General features: G+C 35.1%; 23 protein-coding genes and 1 pseudogene. 1 reads left to right on the forward strand and 23 read right to left on the reverse strand.

Going from position 1 to position 23,780, the window contains the following annotated elements; translation table 11 throughout:
* Positions 1-56: 56 nt before the first annotated feature.
* The 10 genes from A3GU_RS0103275 to trpX form a co-directional block, all read right to left on the reverse strand.
* Positions 57-1,055, reverse strand: coding sequence for an alpha-ketoacid dehydrogenase subunit beta (locus A3GU_RS0103275; protein WP_018366118.1), 999 nt, complete (start codon positions 1,053-1,055; stop codon positions 57-59).
* Positions 1,056-1,119: 64 nt separating this feature from the next.
* The gene (locus A3GU_RS0103280; protein ID WP_018366119.1) at positions 1,120-2,088 is read right to left on the reverse strand and encodes a thiamine pyrophosphate-dependent dehydrogenase E1 component subunit alpha; all 969 of its coding nucleotides are present in this window, start codon (positions 2,086-2,088) and stop codon (positions 1,120-1,122) included.
* Positions 2,089-2,307: 219 nt separating this feature from the next.
* A complete protein-coding gene (locus tag A3GU_RS0103285) occupies positions 2,308-4,221 on the reverse strand; it encodes an ABC-F family ATP-binding cassette domain-containing protein (RefSeq protein WP_018366120.1) in 1,914 nt (637 codons plus the stop codon).
* A gap of 54 nt (positions 4,222-4,275) precedes the next feature.
* Positions 4,276-4,422 carry a matrixin family metalloprotease gene (locus A3GU_RS10430; protein ID WP_342661865.1) on the reverse strand — a complete coding sequence of 49 codons (147 nt, stop codon included), beginning with the start codon at positions 4,420-4,422 and terminating at the stop codon, positions 4,276-4,278.
* A 325-nt stretch (positions 4,423-4,747) separates the two neighbouring features.
* Positions 4,748-4,999 carry a hypothetical protein gene (locus tag A3GU_RS10435; protein WP_018366121.1) on the reverse strand — a complete coding sequence of 84 codons (252 nt, stop codon included), beginning with the start codon at positions 4,997-4,999 and terminating at the stop codon, positions 4,748-4,750.
* An 8-nt stretch (positions 5,000-5,007) separates the two neighbouring features.
* A complete protein-coding gene (locus tag A3GU_RS0103295; protein ID WP_018366122.1) occupies positions 5,008-5,793 on the reverse strand; it encodes an alpha/beta hydrolase in 786 nt (261 codons plus the stop codon).
* A 75-nt stretch (positions 5,794-5,868) separates the two neighbouring features.
* Complete coding sequence (locus A3GU_RS0103300) at positions 5,869-7,533, reverse strand: ribonuclease J (RefSeq protein WP_018366123.1); 1,665 nt, start codon at positions 7,531-7,533, stop codon at positions 5,869-5,871.
* Between the two features lie 198 nt (positions 7,534-7,731).
* Complete coding sequence (locus tag A3GU_RS0103305; protein WP_018366124.1) at positions 7,732-8,490, reverse strand: ABC transporter ATP-binding protein; 759 nt, start codon at positions 8,488-8,490, stop codon at positions 7,732-7,734.
* The gene (locus A3GU_RS0103310; RefSeq protein WP_018366125.1) at positions 8,487-9,356 is read right to left on the reverse strand and encodes an ABC transporter permease; all 870 of its coding nucleotides are present in this window, start codon (positions 9,354-9,356) and stop codon (positions 8,487-8,489) included. Before A3GU_RS0103310 ends, A3GU_RS0103305 begins: the two co-directional genes overlap by 4 nt.
* 13 nt (positions 9,357-9,369) lie before the next feature.
* Entirely contained in the window at positions 9,370-10,365 is a 996-nt protein-coding gene (trpX, locus tag A3GU_RS0103315) for a tryptophan ABC transporter substrate-binding protein (protein ID WP_018366126.1), read from the reverse strand.
* 348 nt (positions 10,366-10,713) lie between these two features.
* Here trpX and A3GU_RS0103320 point away from each other — a divergent pair, with 348 nt between their 5' ends.
* Positions 10,714-12,369 carry an NFACT RNA binding domain-containing protein gene (locus A3GU_RS0103320; protein ID WP_018366127.1) on the forward strand — a complete coding sequence of 552 codons (1,656 nt, stop codon included), beginning with the start codon at positions 10,714-10,716 and terminating at the stop codon, positions 12,367-12,369.
* A 123-nt stretch (positions 12,370-12,492) separates the two neighbouring features.
* Here the strand turns inward: A3GU_RS0103320 and A3GU_RS0103325 are convergent, their stop codons facing one another.
* The 13 genes and pseudogenes from A3GU_RS0103325 to A3GU_RS0103390 all read right to left on the reverse strand — a co-directional run bounded on the left by A3GU_RS0103325 (position 12,493) and on the right by A3GU_RS0103390 (position 23,775).
* Positions 12,493-13,725, reverse strand: coding sequence for a tetratricopeptide repeat protein (locus tag A3GU_RS0103325; protein ID WP_018366128.1), 1,233 nt, complete (start codon positions 13,723-13,725; stop codon positions 12,493-12,495).
* Positions 13,715-14,899 (reverse strand): AI-2E family transporter, encoded by a 1,185-nt coding sequence (locus tag A3GU_RS0103330; RefSeq protein WP_018366129.1) that lies wholly within the window; start codon positions 14,897-14,899, stop codon positions 13,715-13,717. Before A3GU_RS0103330 ends, A3GU_RS0103325 begins: the two co-directional genes overlap by 11 nt.
* A gap of 38 nt (positions 14,900-14,937) precedes the next feature.
* Complete coding sequence (locus tag A3GU_RS0103335) at positions 14,938-15,417, reverse strand: NUDIX hydrolase (protein WP_018366130.1); 480 nt, start codon at positions 15,415-15,417, stop codon at positions 14,938-14,940.
* 265 nt (positions 15,418-15,682) lie between these two features.
* Positions 15,683-16,732, reverse strand: a complete 1,050-nt coding sequence (rfbB, locus tag A3GU_RS0103340) for a dTDP-glucose 4,6-dehydratase (RefSeq protein ID WP_018366131.1) — start codon at positions 16,730-16,732, stop codon at positions 15,683-15,685.
* Between the two features lie 115 nt (positions 16,733-16,847).
* Complete coding sequence (locus tag A3GU_RS0103345) at positions 16,848-17,441, reverse strand: dTDP-4-dehydrorhamnose 3,5-epimerase family protein (RefSeq protein WP_018366132.1); 594 nt, start codon at positions 17,439-17,441, stop codon at positions 16,848-16,850.
* Complete coding sequence (rfbA, locus tag A3GU_RS0103350) at positions 17,441-18,310, reverse strand: glucose-1-phosphate thymidylyltransferase RfbA (protein WP_018366133.1); 870 nt, start codon at positions 18,308-18,310, stop codon at positions 17,441-17,443. Before rfbA ends, A3GU_RS0103345 begins: the two co-directional genes overlap by 1 nt.
* 56 nt (positions 18,311-18,366) lie before the next feature.
* Positions 18,367-19,467, reverse strand: coding sequence for an NAD(P)/FAD-dependent oxidoreductase (locus tag A3GU_RS0103355; RefSeq protein ID WP_018366134.1), 1,101 nt, complete (start codon positions 19,465-19,467; stop codon positions 18,367-18,369).
* Positions 19,468-19,485: 18 nt separating this feature from the next.
* A pseudogene (locus A3GU_RS0103360) lies at positions 19,486-20,310 on the reverse strand (ZIP family metal transporter).
* A 12-nt stretch (positions 20,311-20,322) separates the two neighbouring features.
* A complete protein-coding gene (locus A3GU_RS0103370; protein ID WP_018366136.1) occupies positions 20,323-21,111 on the reverse strand; it encodes a Nif3-like dinuclear metal center hexameric protein in 789 nt (262 codons plus the stop codon).
* Positions 21,080-21,787 carry a tRNA (adenine(22)-N(1))-methyltransferase gene (locus A3GU_RS0103375; RefSeq protein WP_018366137.1) on the reverse strand — a complete coding sequence of 236 codons (708 nt, stop codon included), beginning with the start codon at positions 21,785-21,787 and terminating at the stop codon, positions 21,080-21,082. Before A3GU_RS0103375 ends, A3GU_RS0103370 begins: the two co-directional genes overlap by 32 nt.
* A gap of 65 nt (positions 21,788-21,852) precedes the next feature.
* The gene (nth, locus tag A3GU_RS0103380; RefSeq protein ID WP_018366138.1) at positions 21,853-22,512 is read right to left on the reverse strand and encodes an endonuclease III; all 660 of its coding nucleotides are present in this window, start codon (positions 22,510-22,512) and stop codon (positions 21,853-21,855) included.
* Positions 22,512-23,192: a DnaD domain-containing protein gene (locus tag A3GU_RS0103385; RefSeq protein WP_018366139.1), complete on the reverse strand. Its 681-nt coding sequence runs from the start codon at positions 23,190-23,192 to the stop codon at positions 22,512-22,514. The genes nth and A3GU_RS0103385 overlap by 1 nt, the downstream gene beginning before the upstream one ends.
* 64 nt (positions 23,193-23,256) lie before the next feature.
* Positions 23,257-23,775 (reverse strand): adenine phosphoribosyltransferase, encoded by a 519-nt coding sequence (locus A3GU_RS0103390; protein ID WP_018366140.1) that lies wholly within the window; start codon positions 23,773-23,775, stop codon positions 23,257-23,259.
* Between the last annotated feature and the right edge of the window lie 5 nt (positions 23,776-23,780).

A 23,780-nucleotide genomic window follows, 5' to 3' on the forward strand; every position in this document is an offset into this window, starting at 1 on the left:
ATATACCGATATACATGGAAGGAAGTCTCACTGATGAGACTTCGTTCTAGTGTATATTAATTACCATTTTTTGCCATTTTTACAATAGCTGCTTTTATTTTCTCTACATCTGGTAAGATAGCTTGTTCTAAAACACGTGCATATGGAACTGGAACATCTTCGCTGGCTAAACGTACAATTGGGTGATCCAAATAATCAAAGGCTTCACTTTCAGTAATCATTGTTGCAATTTCTCCAGTGTAACCACCAGTTTTGTATGCGTCATTAACCAACATTACTTTACCAGTTTTCTTAACAGATTCAACAATTAATTCTTTGTCAAGCGGAACTAGGGTACGTGGGTCAAGAACTTCAACGTTAATGCCTTCTTCAGCTACTTCTTCAGCTGCTTGGAGAACACGTTCAAGCATACGTCCATAAGAAATAATTGTGAGGTCAGTTCCTTCACGTTTGATTTCTCCTTTTCCTAATGGAATGTAGAAATCAGGGTCTTGGTTAACTTCTTCTTTTTTACCATAAAGAGCTTTTGGTTCCATGAAGATAACAATATTGTTATCTTGAATAGCTGATTTTAAAAGTCCTTTAGCATCGTTAGCATTTCCTGGTGCTACAACTTTAATACCTGGAATATGTGTCATCCATGCTTCTAAAGATTGTGAGTGCTGTGCAGCAGAACCAATACCTGAACCTGAAGCTACCCTAAATGTAACTGGAGTTTTCAAACCTCCACCAAACATGTAGTTATTTTTAGCACCATTGTTAACAATAGCATCCATCATAATAGTTAAAAAGTCCATGAAGGTTACGTCAACGATTGGACGAAGTCCTGTAATCGCAGATCCAATAGCAGCACCAGAGATAGCTGCCTCGGAAATTGGTGTATCCTTAACGCGTTTTGAACCAAACTCTTCAATCATGCCTACAGAAGTACCAAAGTCCCCTCCATAAACACCAACATCTTCACCCATAAGGTAGATATTTTCATCCTTGCGCATTTCTTCTGTCATGGCAAGGTTTACGGCTTCACGTAAAGCCATTAATTTTGTTTCACTCATTATTTACTCCTAGTTTTAATCGTATTTTTCTTAGTCTATTAAACTATAACGGCTAAATCCGAATTTAGTCTACCCAAATATCTTCAAAGGCAACAGAAAGTTCTGGGTCTGGACTGTTTTGAGCATATTCATAAGCATCATCAATTTCTTGTTTAACTTGTGCTTGAATAGCATCCAATTCTTCATCAGTAGCAATACCTTCTTTTGTAAGATATGCTCTGTATTTAAGCATTGGATCTTTTTCTTTCCAAGAAGCAACTTCTTCTTTAGAACGATATTTTCCAGCATCAGCTGTAGAGTGACCAAACCAACGGTATGATTCTACTTCAACAATTGCAGGGCCATTGCCACCACGAACATGTTTAACAGCTTCATCCATTGTTTCATATACTGCCATCAAGTCATTACCGTCTTGACAATAAAAACCAGGAATACCATATGCTTCTGCACGAGTATATAAATGTGGTGTATTTGTAGCATTATTAATACTCATTGAAATACCATAACGGTTATTAATAATGAAGAAAATAACAGGTAATTTCCAAGTTGCAGCCATATTTACTGATTCATGGAATGAACCTTCGTTAGTAGCTCCATCTCCAGAAAAGGCTACAACGATATTATTAGTTTCTTTGTATTGTTGGGTAAGAGCAGCGCCAACAGCAAGTGCATAGCCACCACCTACGATACCATTAGTACCATAGTTCCCTTTTTCAAAGTCAGCCAAGTGCATAGAACCACCACGACCTTTTGATACACCTGTAGCTTTACCTGCAAGCTCAGCCATCATTTTGTTAAGATCCATGTCTTTAGCAATTGATTGACCATGTCCACGGTGATTTGAAAAGATAATATCATCATAAGTTAAATGAGCAACTGCACCTACGTTTGCTGCTTCTTCACCTACTGAGAAGTGAGTCATCCCTTGTACAAATCCTCTGCGGACAAGTTTATTAATACGTGAATCAAATTCACGAATACGTTCCATTTTTAGAAACATATCTAAATGTTGTTCTTTAGAAACTGTTACCATTTTGGCCTCCATATTTTCATTTTACTTATTAATAGTATCTCATTCCTTCACAATTTGCAAGAAATAAAATCCTAGAATTTCTTTTAAAATAAGCCTTTTTTCGATAAATTGATATTGTGAATTTACTAACAAGAGCTGTATTACAAACACCTCAACTTATATATAACAGATTGTGATCAAAATCTGTCTGAAATATTCTTTTAAGAATTTTCTTTTTCTTTAAAGCTCTAATTGTACACCAATTTCTTCCCATTCTACTAATAAGTTTTCTTGTTCTAGTTCAAGTCTATCAACCTGCTTTTGCTTAGCAAAAAGCTCACTAGGATCATTAATTTGTGACATGTGATCTAAGATTTCTGCCAGATCTTTTTCAATAGTTTCAAGCCTATCTTCTACTTCAGCTAAACGCCTTTGTAATTTACGAACTTCCTTTTGACTTTCCTTTTGCTTGAGATAGTCATTTGTTTGTAAATCAGCTGACTTAGAATTGTCTTGGGTCTCTAATTGTTTCAGTCTTGCTAATTCTTCTAGCTCAGCTTTTTTCTCAAGATAATAGTCATAATCACCTAAATAAAGCTGTGAGCCTTCTTGGCTAATTTCAAGCACCTTAGTTGCCAAACGATTAATAAAATACCGATCATGGCTTACAAAAAGTAAGGTTCCGTCAAAATCAATGAGGGCATTCTCTAGAACTTCTTTGCTGTCAATGTCCAAGTGATTAGTTGGCTCATCTAGAACTAAAAAATTATTATTTTCCATAGAAAGTTTAGCTAAAAGTAGCCTTGCTCTTTCTCCTCCTGATAACATCCCAACTGTTTTTTTGACATCATCACCAGAGAATAAAAAGGCACCTAAACGATTTCTAATCTCTAATTCAGGCTTAGTGGAAAAGTCCTGCCATAATTCCTCAAGTACAGTATTTTGGGCTGTTAAACGTGATTGGCTCTGATCATAATAGCCCATATCAAGATTTGCACCATATTTAATATCTCCTTTAATAAAAGGAATATAGTCCATAATAGATTTGATAAGGGTAGTTTTACCAACACCATTTGGGCCAACAATAGCTACCGCATCTAATTTTTTAATTTCTAAATTGATAGGCTGAGATAAAACTAAATCCTCATAGCCAATAGCCCCATCTTGAATGGTTAATACAAGGTTTCCTGAGGGGTTTTCAGAATGAAAAGTCATATGAGCTTGTTTATTAGATAAACTAGGCTTATCTAAACGTTGGATTTTTTCTAATTGTTTACGACGAGCCTGAGCTCTTTTTGTTGTTGAAGCCCTGACAATATTTTTTTGAACAAATTCTTCTAACTTTGCAATCTCTTTTTGTTGTTTTTCAAAATTCTTTTCTTGGCTAGCTAATTTTTCTGCCTTCAAGTCCACAAATTGGGAATAATTCCCTTGATAGCGATCTAAAGAAGTTTTATTTAGGTCAAGAGTAATAGTGGCCACTTTATCAAGAAAATAACGGTCATGGCTTACTATGATTAAGGCACCCTTATAATTTGATAAATAGTTTTCCAGCCAGGCAATCGTTTCAATATCTAAATGGTTAGTAGGTTCATCAAGAATCAATAAGTTAGGATTTTCTAAGAGCATTTTAGCTAAGGCCAAACGTGTATTTTGCCCACCTGACAGCTCTGAAATTTTCATTTTCCACATACTTTCATCAAACTTAAAACCATTAAGAATAGCTTTTATATCTGACTCATAAGAAAAACCATTACGATAACGGAAACTCTCTGTTAAAAGATCATAGTCCTTCATCAGTTTTTCAAGTTTATCACCTGATAAGGAAGCCATCTCTGTCTCCATCTGGCGCAGGCGATCTTCATCTTTACGTAGATTAGAAAATACTTTTAGCATTTCCTGATAAATAGTCTTATCAGATTCAAATCTACTATCTTGCGCCAAATAAGAGATTGTTGTTTCTTTCTTTTTAAGAATCTCACCACTTGTTGGTTCTTCCTCTCCAACCAATAGTTTTAATAGAGTTGACTTGCCTGCTCCATTAGGGCCGACAAGAGCTATTCTATCACGGTCATCAACTTGTAAATTAATATTTTTAAACAGAATATCACCTGAAAAGGAACGTTTTAATTTGTTTGCTTGTAATATAATCATAAGTCTATTGTAGCAAAAAATGCCCCTTTTGAGGCATTTTTTTAGTAATTTACCCTATTGTCTATAGAGTTTATTTAAAGCTGAAATATCACTTTTTTGTCTATCATAAAAGGAGCCAGCTGACTGCATAACGGAGTTTTCTTGATTATTATGGTCCAGCCCAATAGCATGTCCTAACTCGTGCTCTGCCGTATGAACAATTCTTTCTGATTATAATCATAGTTCTCATTTAGTAAATAATAAGCATTTAGATAAACATTTGCGTGTTGAATTGTTTTATCAGTATCTTGACTTACTAGCTTAGCTAAGCCTGCTGCATCAAGAGTTTTGTCATTAATCTCATCAGCAATAATATCAGCTTCATGCTCATTATCAATTAAAGTTAATTGAAAAACCTGTGTTTGGTTCCAATTATTAATAGCTGCTTGATAGGCATTTATAAAAATAGGATTGCTTGTTTTGATATAAACACTAGCCTGGTTCTTTTTCCATCGGACTCCTGCTAAGTGTTTGTAGTTATCTGGTTTTATAGCTTTTTAGTGATAGGTGGCTTGTCAGACTCTGTTTTTCCCCAAGTATTATAAATAAGTTCTACCTTATGTCTAAGATTAGCAATATCATTTGCCAATTTTGAATCACTATGGTCTGAATAATAAATTAAAGCAAAAGCAATAATCGCTACTACCAGTATGGTTTGAATGATGTTCCAGATAATTCTCCAAATAATCTGTAAAACCTTAATGGGGAGCCATAAAATAATCTTTATCAGTTTTTTCATTTTTTAATTTATGATAATCTCTCTTCTTTAACATAGTGGATGGGCAAGAACTCAAGGAGAACTTCTAGTTGTTTATTCCAATAATACCAGTCGTGGGTTCCATGATCGTTTTTATAAACCAAATCAAGGCCTAATTGCCTAAATTCTTTAACAGCCTCTTCATTTACTTGGTATAAAAAGTCCTCATAGCCACACCAGGCATAAAATTTTGTTTTCAGATCAGATTGCTTAACCATATTGCTTAAATAATGTTCTTCCAGATGAGTAGAGTCTAAGGAACCAAAAATGCCCATCCAGTATTTTTGCTCTTTCTTATCTAAATCCTTGAAACCCTTTTCAGTTTTGGTTAAAGCACCAGAAAATGAGGCAGCATAAGAAAATTTATTTGTTTTTAAAGCTAACTTAAAAGCTCCATAGCCACCCATTGAGGCCCCTGCGATAAAAGTCTTTCCTCTTTTTTTGGTCATATTAGGGAAAAAATTAGCCAAGACTTGCGGTAGCTCCTCAGCAATAGCTTGATAATATGACATGCCATAGGCTGTGTCTGTATACCAAGCTAAATCTGTAGAGGGCATTACAACAATCAGATTAGTATGACGTATTAAACGTTCAATATCTGTACGTTTTTGCCAAGAATTCTCATTGCCTCCCATCCCATGTAATAAATAAAGGACTGGAATATCATGATCATTTTGTTCTTCTTTAGTTAGACTAGATTGATCTGGATAGATAACATTGACCTGTCTTTCCATAGCCAAGGCCTCTGAACGGTATTCAATTTTTATAGTAGCCATAATAACTCCTTATTTATCCATAAAAAGATAATTCTAGATGTGAAAGAGACTTGGTAAGCAAGCCTCTTTATTATATTATTGACGAACTTCCATGACCACAGGAAGAATCGCTGGGCGACGTTTGGTTTGATCAAACAAGAACTTAGATAATTCTTCTCGGACAGATCCTTTTAGTTCACCCCAATCAAAATTATCCTTTTGTAAGTAATTTTCAACTGTAGTATTAACTAACTCAGCACTTTCGCGAAGAATGTCTCGACTCTTTTTAACATACACAAAGCCACGAGTATTTACTTTAGCTTTTGAAACAATCTTTTTATCCCGTTTATTAACAGTAATAACAACGATGAAAATACCATCTTCTGATAAGACTTTTCTATCACGTAAAACAATATTTCCTACATCACCAATAGCATTACCATCAATCATGATATCACTAGCAGGCACACCACCTTCATGTAGGAAGCCCTGATCATTTAAGACCATGACATCACCACGTTTCATGATATGAATATTTTCTGGGAAAATCCCCACTTCTTCAGCCAAGGCTGCATGGGCAGCTAAATCACGATATTCCCCCTGAACGGGAAAGAGATACTTAGGTTTCATAAGGTTTATCATCAGTTGCAAGTCTCTGCCATTTGCATGTCCTGATACCTGTAGATTTTGGGTAATAAGAATCACACTACCACCAGCCTTATAAACCAAATTTTCAACCCGAGCTACCATTGCCTCTTTTGAAACATTTGGCGTTGTAACGATATAAACAAGGTCTCCTTTTTTAATTTCCACGTAACGGTGACGACCAGTTGCCATCTTTTGTAGATTATTAATAGGTTCACCCATCTTACCAGCTTCTAGAATAATCAGTTCATGATCTTCATACTTAGCCATGTCTTTAGGTTTGATTAATAATTTCTCATCAACAATGGTCAATTTTTTGAGACGCATAGCTGTTCTAACAATATTTTCCACATCTGTTCCTGTTAAAACCACTCTACGACCGTAAATGGCTGCTGAGTCAAAGACTTGCTGAATACGAATAAGGTTTGAAGCAACTGCCGCTACAATCACACGACCTGAGGCATCTCCAATGACATTATTCATTTCATCACCAACTTCTGACTCACTCGCAATTTGAGTATTGCTAGTAGCATTTGCTGAAGCTGAAAGCAGAGCTAAAACGCCATCTTTACCAATTTCTGCTAATCTTAAGAAATCTGTTTGATAAAATTCACGCGCTGCCTGATCAAATTTAAAATCACCTGTGTGAACAATATTTCCTTGATCAGTTTTGATTACTACTCCTAAACTTTCTGGAATAGAATGGGTTGTTTTAAAGAACGAAATCAGTCCATCTTTGAATTCAATTTCAGTTTCACTATCAACAATATGAAAATTATTGAACTTCTTAGTACTGTTATTATTTTTGACAAATAATTTAGCTAACTCAATAGTTAATTCTGACCCAAAGACTGGAACTGGTACTTCTGCTAAAAGATAGGGCAAAGCACCAATAGCATCTGCATGCCCATGGCTTAAGAAAACACCCTGAACCTTATCCTTATTTTCAATAACATATTCCAGATTAGGAATGACCAAATCTACCCCAAGTTGTTCATTTTCAGGGTATTTTAAACCTGCATCTAATATAAAGATAGAATTATTGACTTCAACCAAGTAGAAGTTCTTTCCATATTCACGAACTCCTCCCAAGGCAATTATTTTTATATCACTCATGATACTCCTCTAATATATTTTTTTATTACAAACGGTCCTTACAAACTTTTGTAAGTCGAATTACTGCTTTGTAGCACTGCTACAATCCTTATTAGTATACCATAAAAGAGAATATTTTTCCTAGATAGAGTTAGTGTAAGCCACATAAAATTACAAAAACCCTCAAATTACTTTGAGGGCTCCTTAGCCAGAATTGGTTCAATCAAAAAGCTGATAGTAATCTGAAAGGGTGAGTTTTGCCTTAGCCACCTTGTCCAAATCACTTACTACTTTGCCATCTTTCATAACCAATAAACGGTTACCATAAGTTAAAGCATCTTCCATATGATGGGTTATCATTAAAGCTGTTAATTGATCTTGTGTCACAAAATTATTAGTAAGTTCCATTAAGGAATGACTCGTTTTAGGATCAAGCGCAGCTGTATGTTCATCTAATAGTAGCAAATCTGGTTTTTTCAAGGTAGCCATTAATAGACTTAGAGCCTGCCTTTGCCCTCCTGATAAGAAGCCTGTTGGGGTTGCTAAATGATTTTCTAAACCATTACCAGTCTTGGCTAAAACCTGTTTAAACTGATTACTTGTATCACTCGTAACGCTTTTTATCAAGCTTCTTTTTTGACCTCGTTTCTCAGCAATAAGTAAATTCTCAAGTACTGTCATTCTAGGGGCTGTTCCCATCTTAGGGTCTTGGAAAACACGTGATAGATACCGTGCCCTTTTTTCTGCACCTAAAGAAGTAACATCATGCCCTAATATTTTTATTTGCCCTGAGCTAAGTAACATAGTTCCTGCAATCACATTAAATAAGGTGGATTTTCCAGCACCATTTCCTCCCAGTATGGTAATAAAATCATGCTCATAAATTGTTAAGGTCAACTTTTCCAAAATTGTTTTAAGTTCACTCATGCCATTGTCAACTAAAACAGTAGCATCTATTAATTCAATTACTTTTTTCATCGTCTTAATGTGACCCCCTTAAAAATTTTGTGTCTTAAAACAGGGATTGCTAAACAAATAGCTAATATAATAGCACTAAAGAGCTTGAGATAGTTAGTATTAAAACCAAGACTGATAACTGATGAAATTAGAAATTGGTAAAAAATAGAACCAAGAACTATCGCAATTAATCTTTCCAACAAGGTAAGATTTGTAGCATAGATAACCTCTCCAATGATAATACTGGCTAAGCCTATGACAATCACCCCAATACCTTTAGAAACATCTGCATAGCCATCTTGTTGACTAACTAAGGCACCAGATAGAGCAATCAAGGCATTAGAAATAATAAGTCCCATAAGTTCCATGCGATTTGTAGCAATCCCAAAACTTTTTGCCATCACAGGATTATCCCCTGTAGCAATATAAGCCTGACCTAGATCTGTGTAAAGAAAAAATATCAATAAACTAATAAGCAGAACAATCACTACTAATCCCAGCAACAAAATATTAAGCTTAGAATCAAAGGGAAGATAGTCTTGTAATCTCTTAATATTATGTAAGCCCACATTGGCTCTTCCCATAATCATAAGCATAATTGAGTTACAAGATGTCATTACTAAAATCCCAGCTAATATGGTCGGAATCTTCCCCTTGGTATAAAGTAAGCCCGTTAAAAAGCCTGCTAATACCCCTGCAAACATTCCCAAAATAGTGGCTAATAGAGGATTTACACCTGCATTCATACTAGTAATAGTGACAGCTCCTCCTAAAGGAAAGGAGCCTTCGGCAGTCATGTCGGGAAAATTGAGAATTCTAAATGTAAGATAAATCCCTAACCCTAATATCCCCCATAAAAGTCCTTGTGAGACTGATGAAATAATCATAATTAATACCTTTCTAATGACCCTTTATAATATCAGACTGTGATCTTAATCTTTCTGGGATAGTAATTCCTAGCTCTTCTGCTCTTTTTTGGTTGATAATGGGTTTTCCACTATCAATTATTTTGACAGGAACTTGAGATATTTTTTCCCCTCTGATGATTTTCTTGACTTGTTTAGCTGTTTCTACTCCTAATTGGTATTGACTTTGGGCAATAGAAGCTAGTCCTCCTTCTTTAACCATAGTATCTACACTAACGTATAGAGGTAGTTTATTTTCCTTGCTTAAATTTAAGACTGTTGAAAAAGCGGAAGCAATCGTATTATCTTGAGGTAAAAAGATAGCATCAACTTTTTGGGACATGATAGTCATTGTTGATGAAACTTCATTAGTTGATGGAACAGAGTAGGAAATGATCTTAAAGCCTCTTTTTTCAGCATGAGACTTAAAATCCTTTACCTGAGAAACCGAATTATCTTCTCCACTTGCGTATAAAATACCAATTGTTTTCACATTTGGAGTTAATTCCTCAATCATGTCAAGGGTTTGTGTGACAGGGACTTTATTTGACAAGCCACTTATATTAGCTTCTGGTCTTAGCAGATTTTTTACCAGTCTAGCTCCTTTGGGGTCTGAAACTGCTGACATCATCACAGGAATATCCTTAGTAGCTGATGCTAGAGCTTGGGCTGCGGGAGTTGCAATACCGATAAGGATATTATTCTTACTAGCAACAAGTTGCTGACTCATTGTTTGTAATTTACTTTGATCCCCTTGAGCATTAAACAAAGTGATATCAATAGTTTTATCTCTTCTTCCCTTAACTAATTCATCTTCAATCCCTCTTTCAATGTCATCCAGTGCTTGATGACTTACAAATTGTAGAATTCCAACTTTAATTCTTTTTTGAGAAACTAGCTTATCTTGAGGGTTCCTTTTTTCCATGACAAGTGACCCTATTACTAAAAATATGATAACTAGCAAACTCATCCTTAACCCTTTGTTTTTCATCATTACTCCTATCTACCTCAATTGTCTCTTTTAATTTTGTTTAAGCAAAACATGAAAAAAGCACTTAGTAAACCATACTAGGCGCTTTTAAATGTTAGGATTTAAGCGCATAGATACTTTTAGAAATGCTCTAAAAGTCGTATCTATGTCTCTCCATAAACACAACTTTATCTATGCCAGCTTTGCCATTTTGTCAGATTCTCTGTGTGTGTCATTATGGATTCCCCTCTTGTTTTTTTGTTTAATTATATCTTAATTTGAGAAAAAAGCAAGTTATTAAGATATTCTTTTATGTCTCTTGCTAGCTTATGTTATAATAAAGAAATTAGTAAACAGAAAGGAGAAACCATGTCATTTGACGGCTGTTTCTTACATTATTTAACTCAGGAACTAGAAGAAAACATTTTATATGGTCGCATTCAAAAGGTTAACCAACCCTACCAAAGAGAACTAGTGCTAACAATTCGTAACAATCGTAAAAATATAAAACTACTACTTTCCGCCCACCCTGTGTTTGGAAGAATACAATTAACTGAAACCGACTTTCAAAATCCACAATTCCCCAATACCTTTACCATGATTATGCGTAAATACCTGCAAGGTGCTGTTATCGAACATATCAAGCAAATCGAAAATGACAGAATCCTTGAAATTACCGTTTCCAATAAAAATGAAATCGGTGATAATATAAAGGCTACCTTGATCATTGAAATAATGGGAAAACATAGTAATATTATCTTAGTTGACCGCAATGAAAACAAAATTATTGAGTCAATCAAACATGTCGGTTTTTCCCAAAATTCCTATCGAACCATTTTACCAGGCTCTGCCTATATTGCTCCTCCTCAAAAACAGGCTAGAAATCCTTTTGCTATTGCAGATGAAAAATTGTTTGAAATATTGCATACCCAAGACCTAAGCCCTAAAAATTTACAACACGTTTTTCAAGGTCTAGGCACAGATACTGCTCAAGAATTATCCAGACAGCTAGTTCAAGATAAATTTAAACAGTTTAGAAGCTTTTTTCAGAGGGAATTAGAGCCTGCTGTAACTGACAAATCTTTTTCAGCCGTAGCCTTTAGCGACTCAGGTATTGCTTTTGATAGCTTATCTCAACTATTAGACTATTATTACCATGAAAAAGCTGAGAAAGACCGTATTAATCAGCAAGCTAGCGATCTGATTCATCGTGTACAAAATGAACTAGAAAAAAATATCAAAAAATTAGCTAAACAAGAAACTGAATTAAGAGATACGGAAAAAGCTGAAATCTTCCGTCAAAAAGGGGAGCTTCTTACTACCTATCTCAGTCAGATTCCTAATAATGAAGAGCTTGTTAGATTGGATAATTACTATACTGGTGAAAAAATTGATATTAGCTTAGATATCGCTTTAAGCCCCAATCAAAATGCTCAACGCTATTTTAAAAAATATCATAAACTTAAAGAAGCTGTTAAACATTTAAAGGGACTAATTGAGGAAACCAACCATAGTATTACCTATTTGGAAAGTGTTGAATATAACTTGAGTCAGGCTTCAAGGGAGGATATCGAAGATATTCGTGAAGAACTTGTCGAAGCTGGATTGATCAAACATCGTTCAAAAGATAAGCGACATAAACGTAAAAAACCAGAAAAATATTTAGCAAGCGATGGAAAAACAATCATCATGGTTGGTCATAACAATCTACAAAATGAAGAGCTGAGCTTCAAGATGGCTAAAAAAGGTGAACTTTGGTTCCATGCTAAAGATATTCCCGGTAGTCATGTTGTTATTAAAGATAATTTAGATCCTAGTGATGAGGTCAAAACAGATGCTGCCGAACTGGCTGCCTTTTATTCCAAAGGACGCTTATCTAATTTGTTACCAGTAGATATGATTGAAGCTAAAAAATTACATAAACCAAGTGGGGCAAAACCTGGTTTTGTCACTTATACTGGTCAAAAAACCCTACGTGTAACACCAGATAAAGAAAAAATCCAAGCCATGAAAATTATAGACTAAAAAGCTGAGAATATTCTCAGCTTTTTTATTAGTATTTTTGATATAAATCTCGAAATTTTTCTGGATTTTTAATAAGCTATTTCGATATGTATTTCTAGTAACTTGCTAAAAACCTTCTAAGAGTTAGTCTAATTCATCTATGAAAGTTTGCATATTGATATCATCTGGTACCAGTTGTAGGTATTTTTCAGCTACTACTTTTACTTTATCCATTTGCCCAAACTCCTTAAGAATATAAGCATAATCATATAAGAATTCTGGATTTTCTCCTAAATCACTCTTAATAGCTTGATAAATACTAAAGGCTTTATCCTCTTGATCCAATGCCTGATAGGCCTTAGCAATATTCCATTGAGTTAAGAGGTTATCATTATCCTCATTATCTAAAGCAATAACTTTTTCATAGCTATTAGTATTTAAATAGAGGGTAGACAACCTCATATTAACAGTATCACTATCTTCAGCAATAGCTTTGGCCTTCAAGAGATAAGCTTCTGAACTATTAATATCATGCAATTCATATGCTAATTGGGAAGCCAATAAAAGAAGTTGGCTATCAAATTCATTCTTTCTTAATGCCTGCTGCACAAGTCGCAAGGCTTCCTTGGTTTTATGCTCCTTGTGTAAACTTTGAGCATAGATATACTCATAACCTGGGTAATCCTCATTCATTGTTTCCAATTGTTTAAAGTAGAAATTAGCCTTTTGATAATTATCTTGATCATATAAAATAGTTGCTAGTTCATAAACAGTATCATCTTCATAATTAATAGAAATTGATTTCTCTAAGAATTCTATAGCAACTTCAAATTTACCAAGACTAGCATAAGCTCGGCCAATCCTTTGATAGGTAGAAACCCCTGTTAAGGTTAAAATTTCCCTATTATCCAAGCTAGCATAAATTGAGATAGCTTCTTTAAAATGATCCAAATCTAATTCAATCTCAGCTAAGCCAAAGAGGATTAAGGGATCTTGATTGAGTTGGCTAGCTTCAACTAGTTTTTCTCTAGCAACATCTGTTAATCCTTCTAGATCATATAAATCAGCCATAACCAGTAAGGCATTAACATAATAAGGACTAGTCTTTGGAATCTGATCTAGGTATAAAAACGCTTCTTCTATCAGATTATCTTCTGCTACGATTTGTGCTAGGTTAAGCACGACTTCAGGATAAAAGTCTTTTAGCTGTAAGTAGATTTCCTTAGCGTGCGTCAAAAAACCAATACTTTCCAAATATTCTGCTAGGGATAAGAGAGCCTCATTATCATCATATTTTAAAGCTTTTTTAAAGTATTTTTCTGCTCTTTGTAGATCTTTCTGATCTAGAGATGCAATCATTTTTTCACTATTTGACACCTTGGTCTTTCTCCTCAACAATAATTTTATTATCAATGTATAAATTACTAATTGACTTATACCAATTAAATACTTCTTTAACAATAACTTTTATAGAAGCATAGATAGGGATAATCAAGAAGACACCCCAGACACCAAACATTGAACCTGCCGTTAATAATAAGAACATAATGGTAATGGGATGGATGCTTAGCTTATTACCTAAAACAAGCGGAGTAACAAAACGTCCTTCTACTGTTTGCTCGACAGTAAACACAATTAAAACCTTAACGAGCATCAAGGGTCCCTGTACTGAAGCCATAATAAGGACTGGAATCATAGCTAAAAAGCTACCTAAGTAAGGTACCATATTGAGAACTCCGGCCACGATAGCAAAGGTGATGGCATACTTTAAATTAATAAGGCTAAAGAAGATAGCAAACATAAAACCAACAATAATCGCTACAGTCACTTGACCTTGGACATAGCCAGAAAGTTGTTTGTTAATATCTCCTAAGACTCTTGAAATAGGAATTCGTAAACCATTTGGCAAGACATTGACTAGACCATCTTTCATTTTTCCACTATCTCGTAAGAAGTAAAAAAGAATGAAGGGAGAGACAATAATGGAAACTGCTATTCTAGCAATGGCACTGGCAAATGAGCCCGCCCAATTAATAGCATTTTTTGAGATGCTCTCAGAATAATCAAGGGCTTTTTTACTAATATTTGTCAGCATATCTTTTAATTCTGACTGATAGCTGATAAGCCATTGACTATCTAACAACTTATTCATTTCTTTATTAACGATTCCCACATACCTTGGTAAATCTGATAAGAAGGTGGTAAGTTGTTTACTGATCATAGGAAATAGACCAGAAAAAACCCAGACCAAGAGGCAAATAATTAAGGCAAAGACTATAAAAATAGAACTTGTTCGATTTGGACCTAATTTTTCAATAAAATCAACTAAGGGTTTAGTTAAATAATATAGAATTGTTGAAATCACTAAAGGCAACATTAATATAGTTAAAAATGCAAGAACAGGCTCTAAAAGAAAGGCTATCTTTGAAAAGACAAGAATCGTTAAAAATAGCAGTAATAAAACCATCACTATAACCACTGATTTATTGTTTAAAATCCATTTGTAAAATAAACTTTGTGAATGTTGCTTGTCATTGTTTTTTATTATCATTAAAAATTATTCCTCACTTAAGCCTTGTCTGTAATTAGTTATTCGTAAAATATATGGTCTTTTTCTAGCAACTTACCATTTTTATCATAAGAAAATTTAGCTGAGAAAAAAGGAGTTTTATCTAATATCCACCTTAAAATATCATAATCACCTTCCCAGGTAGGCTTGTTTAAAACCTCTTGATAAGGGACCCATTCCAGGCTGCCCTCTCTTGAGTCCAGATCACTGATTAATTGTCCTGAAAACTCTGTAACCCTAAAAACATAGGTATACCAGTCATGACCTGGTGTGAATTCAGGAAAGCTAATAATCCCTTTCATCTCCATCTTATGAACTTTTAAATGGGTTTCTTCATAAATTTCTCGAATAGCACATTCTTCGGGACTTTCACCTTTTTCAAGTTTTCCTCCCACGGCAATCCATTTACCTTGGTGAACATCATTTTCTTTTTTATTGCGGTGGAGTAAGAGGAGTGCCTTACCATCATCTATATAACATATAGTAGCTAATTTAGTCATACTTATACTTCCTTTTCTTTATTTATTTCTATTATACCAATCTTATTTAAATAAGCTATCATTTTATAGCTTGAAATTCTTGTATAAATTTATAATAAGGTAATTAGCCTTCGCTTTCTTATAAAGACTATTTCTTAAGACCATTTGTTACAAAAATAAAATCCTAATATTAAAAGGATTTAGCTCTATCAGTGACTTAGCTAAATCCTTTATTCATATTTTTAACAAGTTATCTCATTATAAGATTACAAAGTATATAAAATTGTTACTTTTTAATAACTTCTTGTGTCTTGGCATATTTTGCCTCAACAGCTTCTTTTTCGGCTTTCCACCAGTCTTCATGGTCTGTGTACCATTTGATAGTATCTTCTAAACCAGCCTCAAAGTCTGTAAACTCTGGTGTCCAACCTAATTCTTCATGAAGTTTAGTTGAATCAATAGCATAACGAAGATCATGTCCTGCTCTATCAGTCACATGGTCATAAGCATCTTTAGCCTGACCCATTTTTTCAAGAATCAGTTCAAGAACTTCTTTGTTATTTTTTTCTCCATCAGCACCAATCAAATAGGTTTCACCAATACGGCCTTTTGTCAAGATAGCCCAAACACCTGTTGAATGGTCATTGGTATGAATCCAATCCCGAACATTCTTGCCTTCACCATAAAGTTTTGGTTTAATACCAGATAAGATATTGGTAATTTGACGTGGAATGAATTTTTCAATGTGTTGGTAGGGACCATAATTATTTGAACAATTAGAAATTGTTGCTTGTACTCCAAATGAACGTACCCAGGCTTTAACAATTAAGTCTGAGGCAGCTTTGGTTGATGAATAAGGTGATGAAGGATTGTATTTTGTTTCTGCTGTGAATTTTTCACCTTCACCTTCGCCATGTCCTGGTAAATCCTCACGTAAAGGAAGATCTCCATACACTTCATCTGTAGAAACATGGTGGAAACGGATATCATATTTGCGAGCTGCTTCTAATAAGGTATATGTTCCAATAAAGTTGGTATGGATAAAAGGACTTGGATCAGTAAGTGAATTATCGTTGTGGCTTTCTGCAGCATAGTGAACGATAGCATCTGCTTTTGCCGCCAATTTGTTTACTAACTCAGCGTCAGCAATATCTCCAACAACAAGTTCAACACGGTCTCCTAAAATTTCCTCAATATTTGCTTTGTTCCCAGCGTAAGTAAGCTTGTCAAGAACAGTTACATGAACATCTGGGTGATTATTGTAAACGTAGTGGACAAAGTTTGAACCAATAAAACCAGCTCCACCAGTGACGATAATATTTTTAAATTCAGACATGAATTATTATTCTCCTAAAACCTGTTTTAAGTAATTATTTTTATCCTTATATATTCTAATAACTTAGGGATTCTTTGACATATGATAAGGCTTCTTATCTCCTAGACAATTACGTCTAAAGGTCTTTTTTAGATAAGGGCTTAACATCCTTTAACATAGGATGATTTTTATCTGCTTCAGAAACTTCTGCTTGATTTAAGTTTTCCCATTTAAGACCAAGGCTCTCATCAGCATAGTTCACAAAGGCATATTTAGGTTTTAATTCTAGTGCCCAATAGTCGTTCACTAAATAGCTATATGAAACAAATTCTGATAAAACCTGAAAACCATTAGCAACACCACGAGGTACAAAGATTCCCTTACTTGCATCAATAACAGTTTGATAGATATTTCCAAAACTGTCACCTTCTCTAAGATCAACCCATGATCCTAGAACTTTTCCTCTATCGGCTACTGAGATATATTTATCCCAAGGCTCTGCATGAAGGCCCCGTAAGACATGCTTACGAGAAAAAGAGACATTGTTTTGTAATTTTCCTTCTGCAAAAAAACTTTCCGGAAAACCCAGTGGCAGCATTTTTTCTTTCTGGAAATTTTCTTTAAACCAGCCACGATTATCTCCGTGAACTGGAATATCAAATTCAATTAAACCAGGAATAGCATCAATTGGACGAGCAGCTAATTCTTTACCAAAAAATTGTTCTGACATTAGGCTTCTCCAATTAATCTCAATAAGTATTGACCATACTCATTTTTTTTCAATGATTGGGCAAGTTTATAGACATCATCTTTTGTAATATAGCCCATGCGATAAGCAATTTCTTCAAGGTTAGCAACCTGGGCATTTTGCAAACGCTGAACCGTTTCAATGTATTGAGCTGCTTCTAAAAGGCTTTCGTGTGTCCCTGTATCTAACCAAGCAAAGCCACGTCCCATTAGTTCAACAGATAAATCACCACGCTCTAAATAAGCCTTATTAACATCGGTGATTTCTAATTCTCCACGTTCGCTAGGTTTAATATTTTTGGCAATTTCAACAACATCATTATCATAGAAATAAAGACCTGTTACCGCAAAGTTTGATTTTGGTAAGCTAGGTTTTTCCTCTATAGAAATAGCATTCATATTGTCATCAAATTCGACAACTCCAAAACGTTCAGGATCCTTAACTTGATAGCCAAAGACAGTTGCTCCCTTTTCTTTGGAAGCTGCTTTTTGAAGCATCTGTGTTAAGCCGTTACCATGGTAGATATTATCTCCCAAAATAAGTGCCACATTATCGTCTCCAATAAATTCTTCACCAATAATAAAGGCTTGTGCTAGTCCATCAGGACTAGGCTGCTCAGCATAAGATAAGTTAATTCCAAATTCAGAACCATCACCTAATAGCTCACTAAAGCGAGGAAGATCCTGTGGTGTTGAAATAACTAAAATGTCTTTTATGCCTGCCAACATAAGAGTGGATAATGGATAATAAATCATTGGCTTGTCATAAATGGGCATCAATTGTTTAGAGGCAGCTCGAGTTAATGGATACAAGCGTGTTCCAGAACCTCCAGCAAGAATAATACCTTTCATAGATAATCTCCTATTCTGTTATATCTTGTTTATTTTATCACTTTTTACTTATGATGTCACTTCTTACTCTGTTTAATATAGTCTTGCACAGGATAATCTTTGGGATCCATCTGCAAGTCTTGGTTTAAAAGTAAAGACACCAACTCAAACCCAATCAAGGGACCTACCGTCAAACCAGATGAACCCAAGCCACTTGCTGTATAACAATTTGCTAAATCTGGTACTTGCCCATAAAAGGGAGAAAAATCCTTAGTATAAGCCCTTGTTCCAATTCGGCAACTCCTCTTTTGAGCCTCTTTTAGTCTTGGAAAATAGGTACTAGCTGTAGCTTGTAATTGATTTAAAATATCAGAATCTGCACTTAGATCAAACCCCATATCATTTTCATGGCTTGCTCCTACTGAAATACGACCATCTTCAAAAGGAATAATATCAAGTTCACCTTCTGGCATCAGAACAGGAAAATTCTCTGATTGAAGGCCATCTATGGTCAAATCAATTAGTTGCCCCTTTTGAGGTCTGATATCAACATCATAGTCTAAAGGATCTAAAATATCCTTTAACCAAGCACCACTTGCCAGAATAAGGGTATCAAAATCTTGATTGTCAATTCTAAAGAAATTCTTATTTAAGGTAAGGTCGACCCATTTATTTATCAAGGGATAATTTGCTGCTGCTAATAAGGTTTGACAGAGCTTCTTGCCATCTACACAAGCAGCACCTGAAGCATATAAACTTTCTGAAAAACCTTCGATTCCTGCAAATGAAAGATTTGCTTCTTGCTTATCTATCCTTTTTAAATGTCCAATCATAGGTGATATGTGTCTTCGTTGATGGGCTAATTCATAGAGCTCTGATAATTTATTTTCATCTTTTTTCAGTAAAAAGACACCATTTTGACGATAAAAAGAGGTATCAAATCCATCTTCTGATAAATTTAAGATTAATTTCTGATAAAAGTCAGCTCCTTGACTGGCTAAGCGATACCAGGCTTTATTTCTTCTCTTTGAAAACCAGGGACAAATAATTCCTGCAGCAGCCTTTGTAGCCTGACCCTTACCATAATCAAAAATGGTAACATCTTCTATTTCATTTTTTCGTAAATAATAGGCGGCTGTTGAACCAACAATGCCTGCCCCTATAATCGCAACTTTCATCTTCTTGTTTGGCCTTTCTTAACCGAGTGGTACATTCATAACCATCATCAAAACAAATCCTAGCATAAGTCCTGAGGTTGCTAAATCTGTATTACCATTTGTTTGTGATTCCAGTATTAATTCTTCTACAACAACAAATATCATTGCTCCAGCGGCAAAAGATAGGGCATAAGGAAGAATGGGTAACATACTTAAAACTAATGCGGCTCCTAAAACTGCACCTATTGGCTCAACTATAGCAGGCATAGCTCCCCAATAAAAACCTTTTAAGCATAACTTACCATCTGCTCTTATCGGAATGGATAAGGCAGCACCTTCTGGGATATTTTGCAAACCAATTCCTAGGGCTAGACTCATTACTCCAAGAAATGCCAGCCTTGAAAAACCACTATGTGAAAGTGCTCCAAAGGTTACACCCACTGCTAATCCCTCAGGGATATTATGAATGGTTATTGCTAAAAATAGCAAAGCTGTTTTGGATAATTTCTTTTGGGGCTGGATACCTTCAGTTTCATCAATATCCTTATCTAAATGCAAGTGTGGCACAATAGCATCAATAAGCCGTAAAAACAAGCCACCAAATAAAAATCCCACTAGTGCTGGTACCCATGACCACTTGCCATAAGTCACCTTAGCATAATCAAAGGAAGGAGCTAGAAGTGACCAAAAGGAAGCCGCAATCATTACTCCTGCGGCAAAACCCATCATAATATCCAATAACTTTCGGCTAATTTCTTTAAAAAAGAAAACTATGGCTGCTCCTCAAATAGTACAAAACCAAGTGAAAATACCTGCAAAAAATGCTAGGAGAACAACATTCTGACTAAATAACCACTCATTCATAATTTAGTCTCCTTAAAGGTGACTAAAAGGATTGGTTGAAGCCTGACTTGCAATAATATCAATTTCCCAGTGATTTGCAAGCTTCCAATCATGTAACTTTTGACTAAGTTTTTCAATAAATAATGCCTCGATATGGTGACCAGGATCAATTGCTAAAAGACCTTCTGTCAGCATTTCCTGAGCAGTATGATAATAAATATCACCTGTAATATAAAGCTGAGCTCCTTTTGCTAGTGCATCCTTGTAAAATTCTCCCCCACTGCCACCACAAATAGCTACTTGCGAGATTTCCGGATTGTCAGACTGATATCGTACTAAACGAATAGCATCTAGCTTAAAGCTTTCTTTTATTTTTAAAGCAAAGCTTTCTAAGCTTTGTTTAGGAATAGTTCCTATTCGGCCTATGCCAAAACCTTCTTGTGTTTCACTTAAGTAGCTTGTGTCAGTGATTCCTAATTCTTGGCAAAACCAATCATTGAGGCCATTAGGTAGGACATCAATATTAGTATGGCTAACATAAACAGCAATATCATGTTTGACCAGTTCAAGGAGAATGTCTCTTTGAGGACTTGAAACTAAATCTTTTATTCCCTTAAAAATTGGGGCATGTTTTGTGATAATGAGATCTACTTTTTTGGCAATAGCTTCTTGAACAGTTTGTTCACGAACATCTAAGGTAACCATAACCCTTTTAATGTCCTTATCCAAAGTTCCCACTTGCAGACCAACAACATCTCCTTTCATGGACAACTCTGGAGGACAGTAGTTTTCATATGCTTGAATGACTTGACTTGCTTTCATTTCCTAAAATCTCCTTGATTTTCTCTATTTTTTGTTTTATGGTAGCGCTATCTGAAGTATTAGTAGCTGGTATACAAGAAAGAGCATAGTCTAGCTTAGCTAGCTCTCTTTGCCATTTACCTACAAAGTCAGGTGATTTTTCTCTAAGTAAAAAGGGACCAAAACGCAAAGCTTCCTTACTTAAGCTAGCTTGTCCATGTTCAGCAACAATAATTTCATAATATTTATTGTTTTCAGTGATTATCTTTTCAGCCACAAGACAAAACTGATTTTTTACTAGCCAATTTCTCAAATCATCTTCTCTATTATTAGCTTGTAAAATCAATCGTTTAACTCCTGATAGCTTGTCCTTGCCAGCTTCTAAAATCTCAGCAATTAATCGGCCACCCATACCACAGATGGTAATTACATCAATCTTATCTTCAAGATCAAAAGCAGCTAAGCCATTTGCGAGTCGTACCTCTATATTACCTTCTAAAGAGGCTTCCTTAACATTTTTTTGAGCTGATTCATAAGGGCCTCTTACAACCTCTCCAGCAATCGCTCTTTGTATTTTTTTATTTTCTACCAAAAAAATAGGTAAGTAAGCATGGTCACTACCCACATCTAAAAGCTTACTATTTTGGGGAACAAAATCAGCAACATTTCTTAAACGGTTTGATATATTAATTTCCATTATCTAATCTTTCTATACATTCCTTGTTACATTATAACAAAAGTAAGGCTATAAAAAAAGAAAGCTTATTTAGCTTTCTGAGGTGCAATAGTGTCTTTATAATATTTGCAATATTTCTGAAGAGGACATATAGAACATTTAGGATTTTTGGCTAAGCAATGATATCTCCCAAAAAATATTAATCTGTGATGGGTTATTATCCAGTCTTTTTTAGGAATTTTAGCCATTAAATCTCTTTCAATCTCAGCTACATCTGCATCTGGAGCCGAAATATTTAACCTTTTAGAGACCCGAGAAACATGGGTGTCAACAGCAATTGATGGAATGCCATAAACTTCTGCTAAAACGACATTGGCTGTTTTTCGTCCAACTCCTGGCAAACTTTCTAATTCTGCATGGGTTTTTGGAACCTGCCCATTAAATTTATCCAAAATAAGATTAGCTGTTTTTAAGATGTTTTTAGCCTTGTTTTTATACAAGCCTATAGTCCTTAAAGAATTTTCCAAATCGACAAGATTAGCCTGAGCTAAATCTTCAATCTGGGGATATTTTGCCCAAAGCATAGGTGTTATTTTATTAACAGCCTTATCTGTTGTCTGAGCAGATAGAATGACTGCAATCAGAAGATGAAAAGGAGTATCCCACTCAAGCTCCCCCTTAGCTTCTGGAAACATTTGTCCAATGATGGTCAGGACTTTTGCTAGTCTTTGCTTACCTATTCTCATTAGTCACTCCAAAGATCCATGGCTGCCAAAAAGTCATCTGAAAGGGTCACTTGTGATTGACTAGCCTCTTTATGTGCTTGTCTTCTTTCTTCAATTTGATAACTATTGGTAATACCTTCTTTACGCCAGTTTCTGAGAATAGCCTGAATATATTTCCAATTGGTTTTGCCATTAAAAACAGCTTCTTTCAGAGCTTCTCTGATTAGTTCAACATCTGTATGGTCTTCATTTAGTGTTTTTTCTAAATCTTCTAATTCAAAAGGACTAAGGAAACGTCCCAATTCACGTTCAAATTCATCAACGATTTTTTTGAATTGATTAGGCTGGCTAGCCTCATCACTCTCAGCTTGCTGAGAACGAGCTAATAAGAGATCTAACTTTTCCAAAACTGGACTTGCATCAATGATTGTTTCAATCTCATCAGCTACCTTGATTGTTTTCATATCAAGTAATTCTTGACTAGTTAAATTAGATATGGATCGGTTAACTTCAGCTACCGTTTTTCCTAGTGCACTGGCAATCTGACTGGGAGCCAATTCATCACTTCTTGTTGTATTTTGCAAATAAAAAAACTGCCAGACCAAAAAATCATCTGTATTTGAAAAAATATCCTTAAAATGAAAAAGTAAGGCACTGGGATAAACCAAGTTGCCTGACTTATAATGTTCTAAAAAGCTCATAATCCCTCTTATCATAGCTGATAAAAAAGTAAATCCTCTTTTTATATCAGTTTCTTTTCTTGTATTATCCTGGGAAATGCATCAAAACCTTATAGTCAATACCACCCAGAGCCTCACGACCATTTAGTCCATCTAATTCAATGAGAAATGCACAGCCTGCAACTATTCCACCTAGTTTTTCAACCATTTCAATTGTAGCTTTAACAGTTCCACCTGTGGCTAGTAAGTCATCTACAATGAGCACACGTTGACCTGGCTTAATAGCATCAGAATGCATGGTTAAAGTATCTAAACCATATTCTTTTTCATAATCAGCTGATACCACTTCACGTGGTAATTTCCCTGGCTTACGAACTGGTGCAAACCCTATCCCAAGTTCTACAGCTACTGGACAGCCAATAATAAAACCACGCGCTTCAGGCCCTACTATCATATCAATTTCTTTATCCCAAGCGTAGTGTGCAATTTCACGAATAGCATAATTGTAAGCTTTTCCATCAGCCATTAAAGGTGAAATATCACGAAAGGTTACGCCTGCTTTGGGATAATCCTCAATTGATGCAATATAATTTGTTAAATCCATAATAA

The organism is Streptococcus didelphis DSM 15616, assembly GCF_000380005.1.
Taxonomy (GTDB): Bacteria; Bacillota; Bacilli; order Lactobacillales; family Streptococcaceae; genus Streptococcus; species Streptococcus didelphis.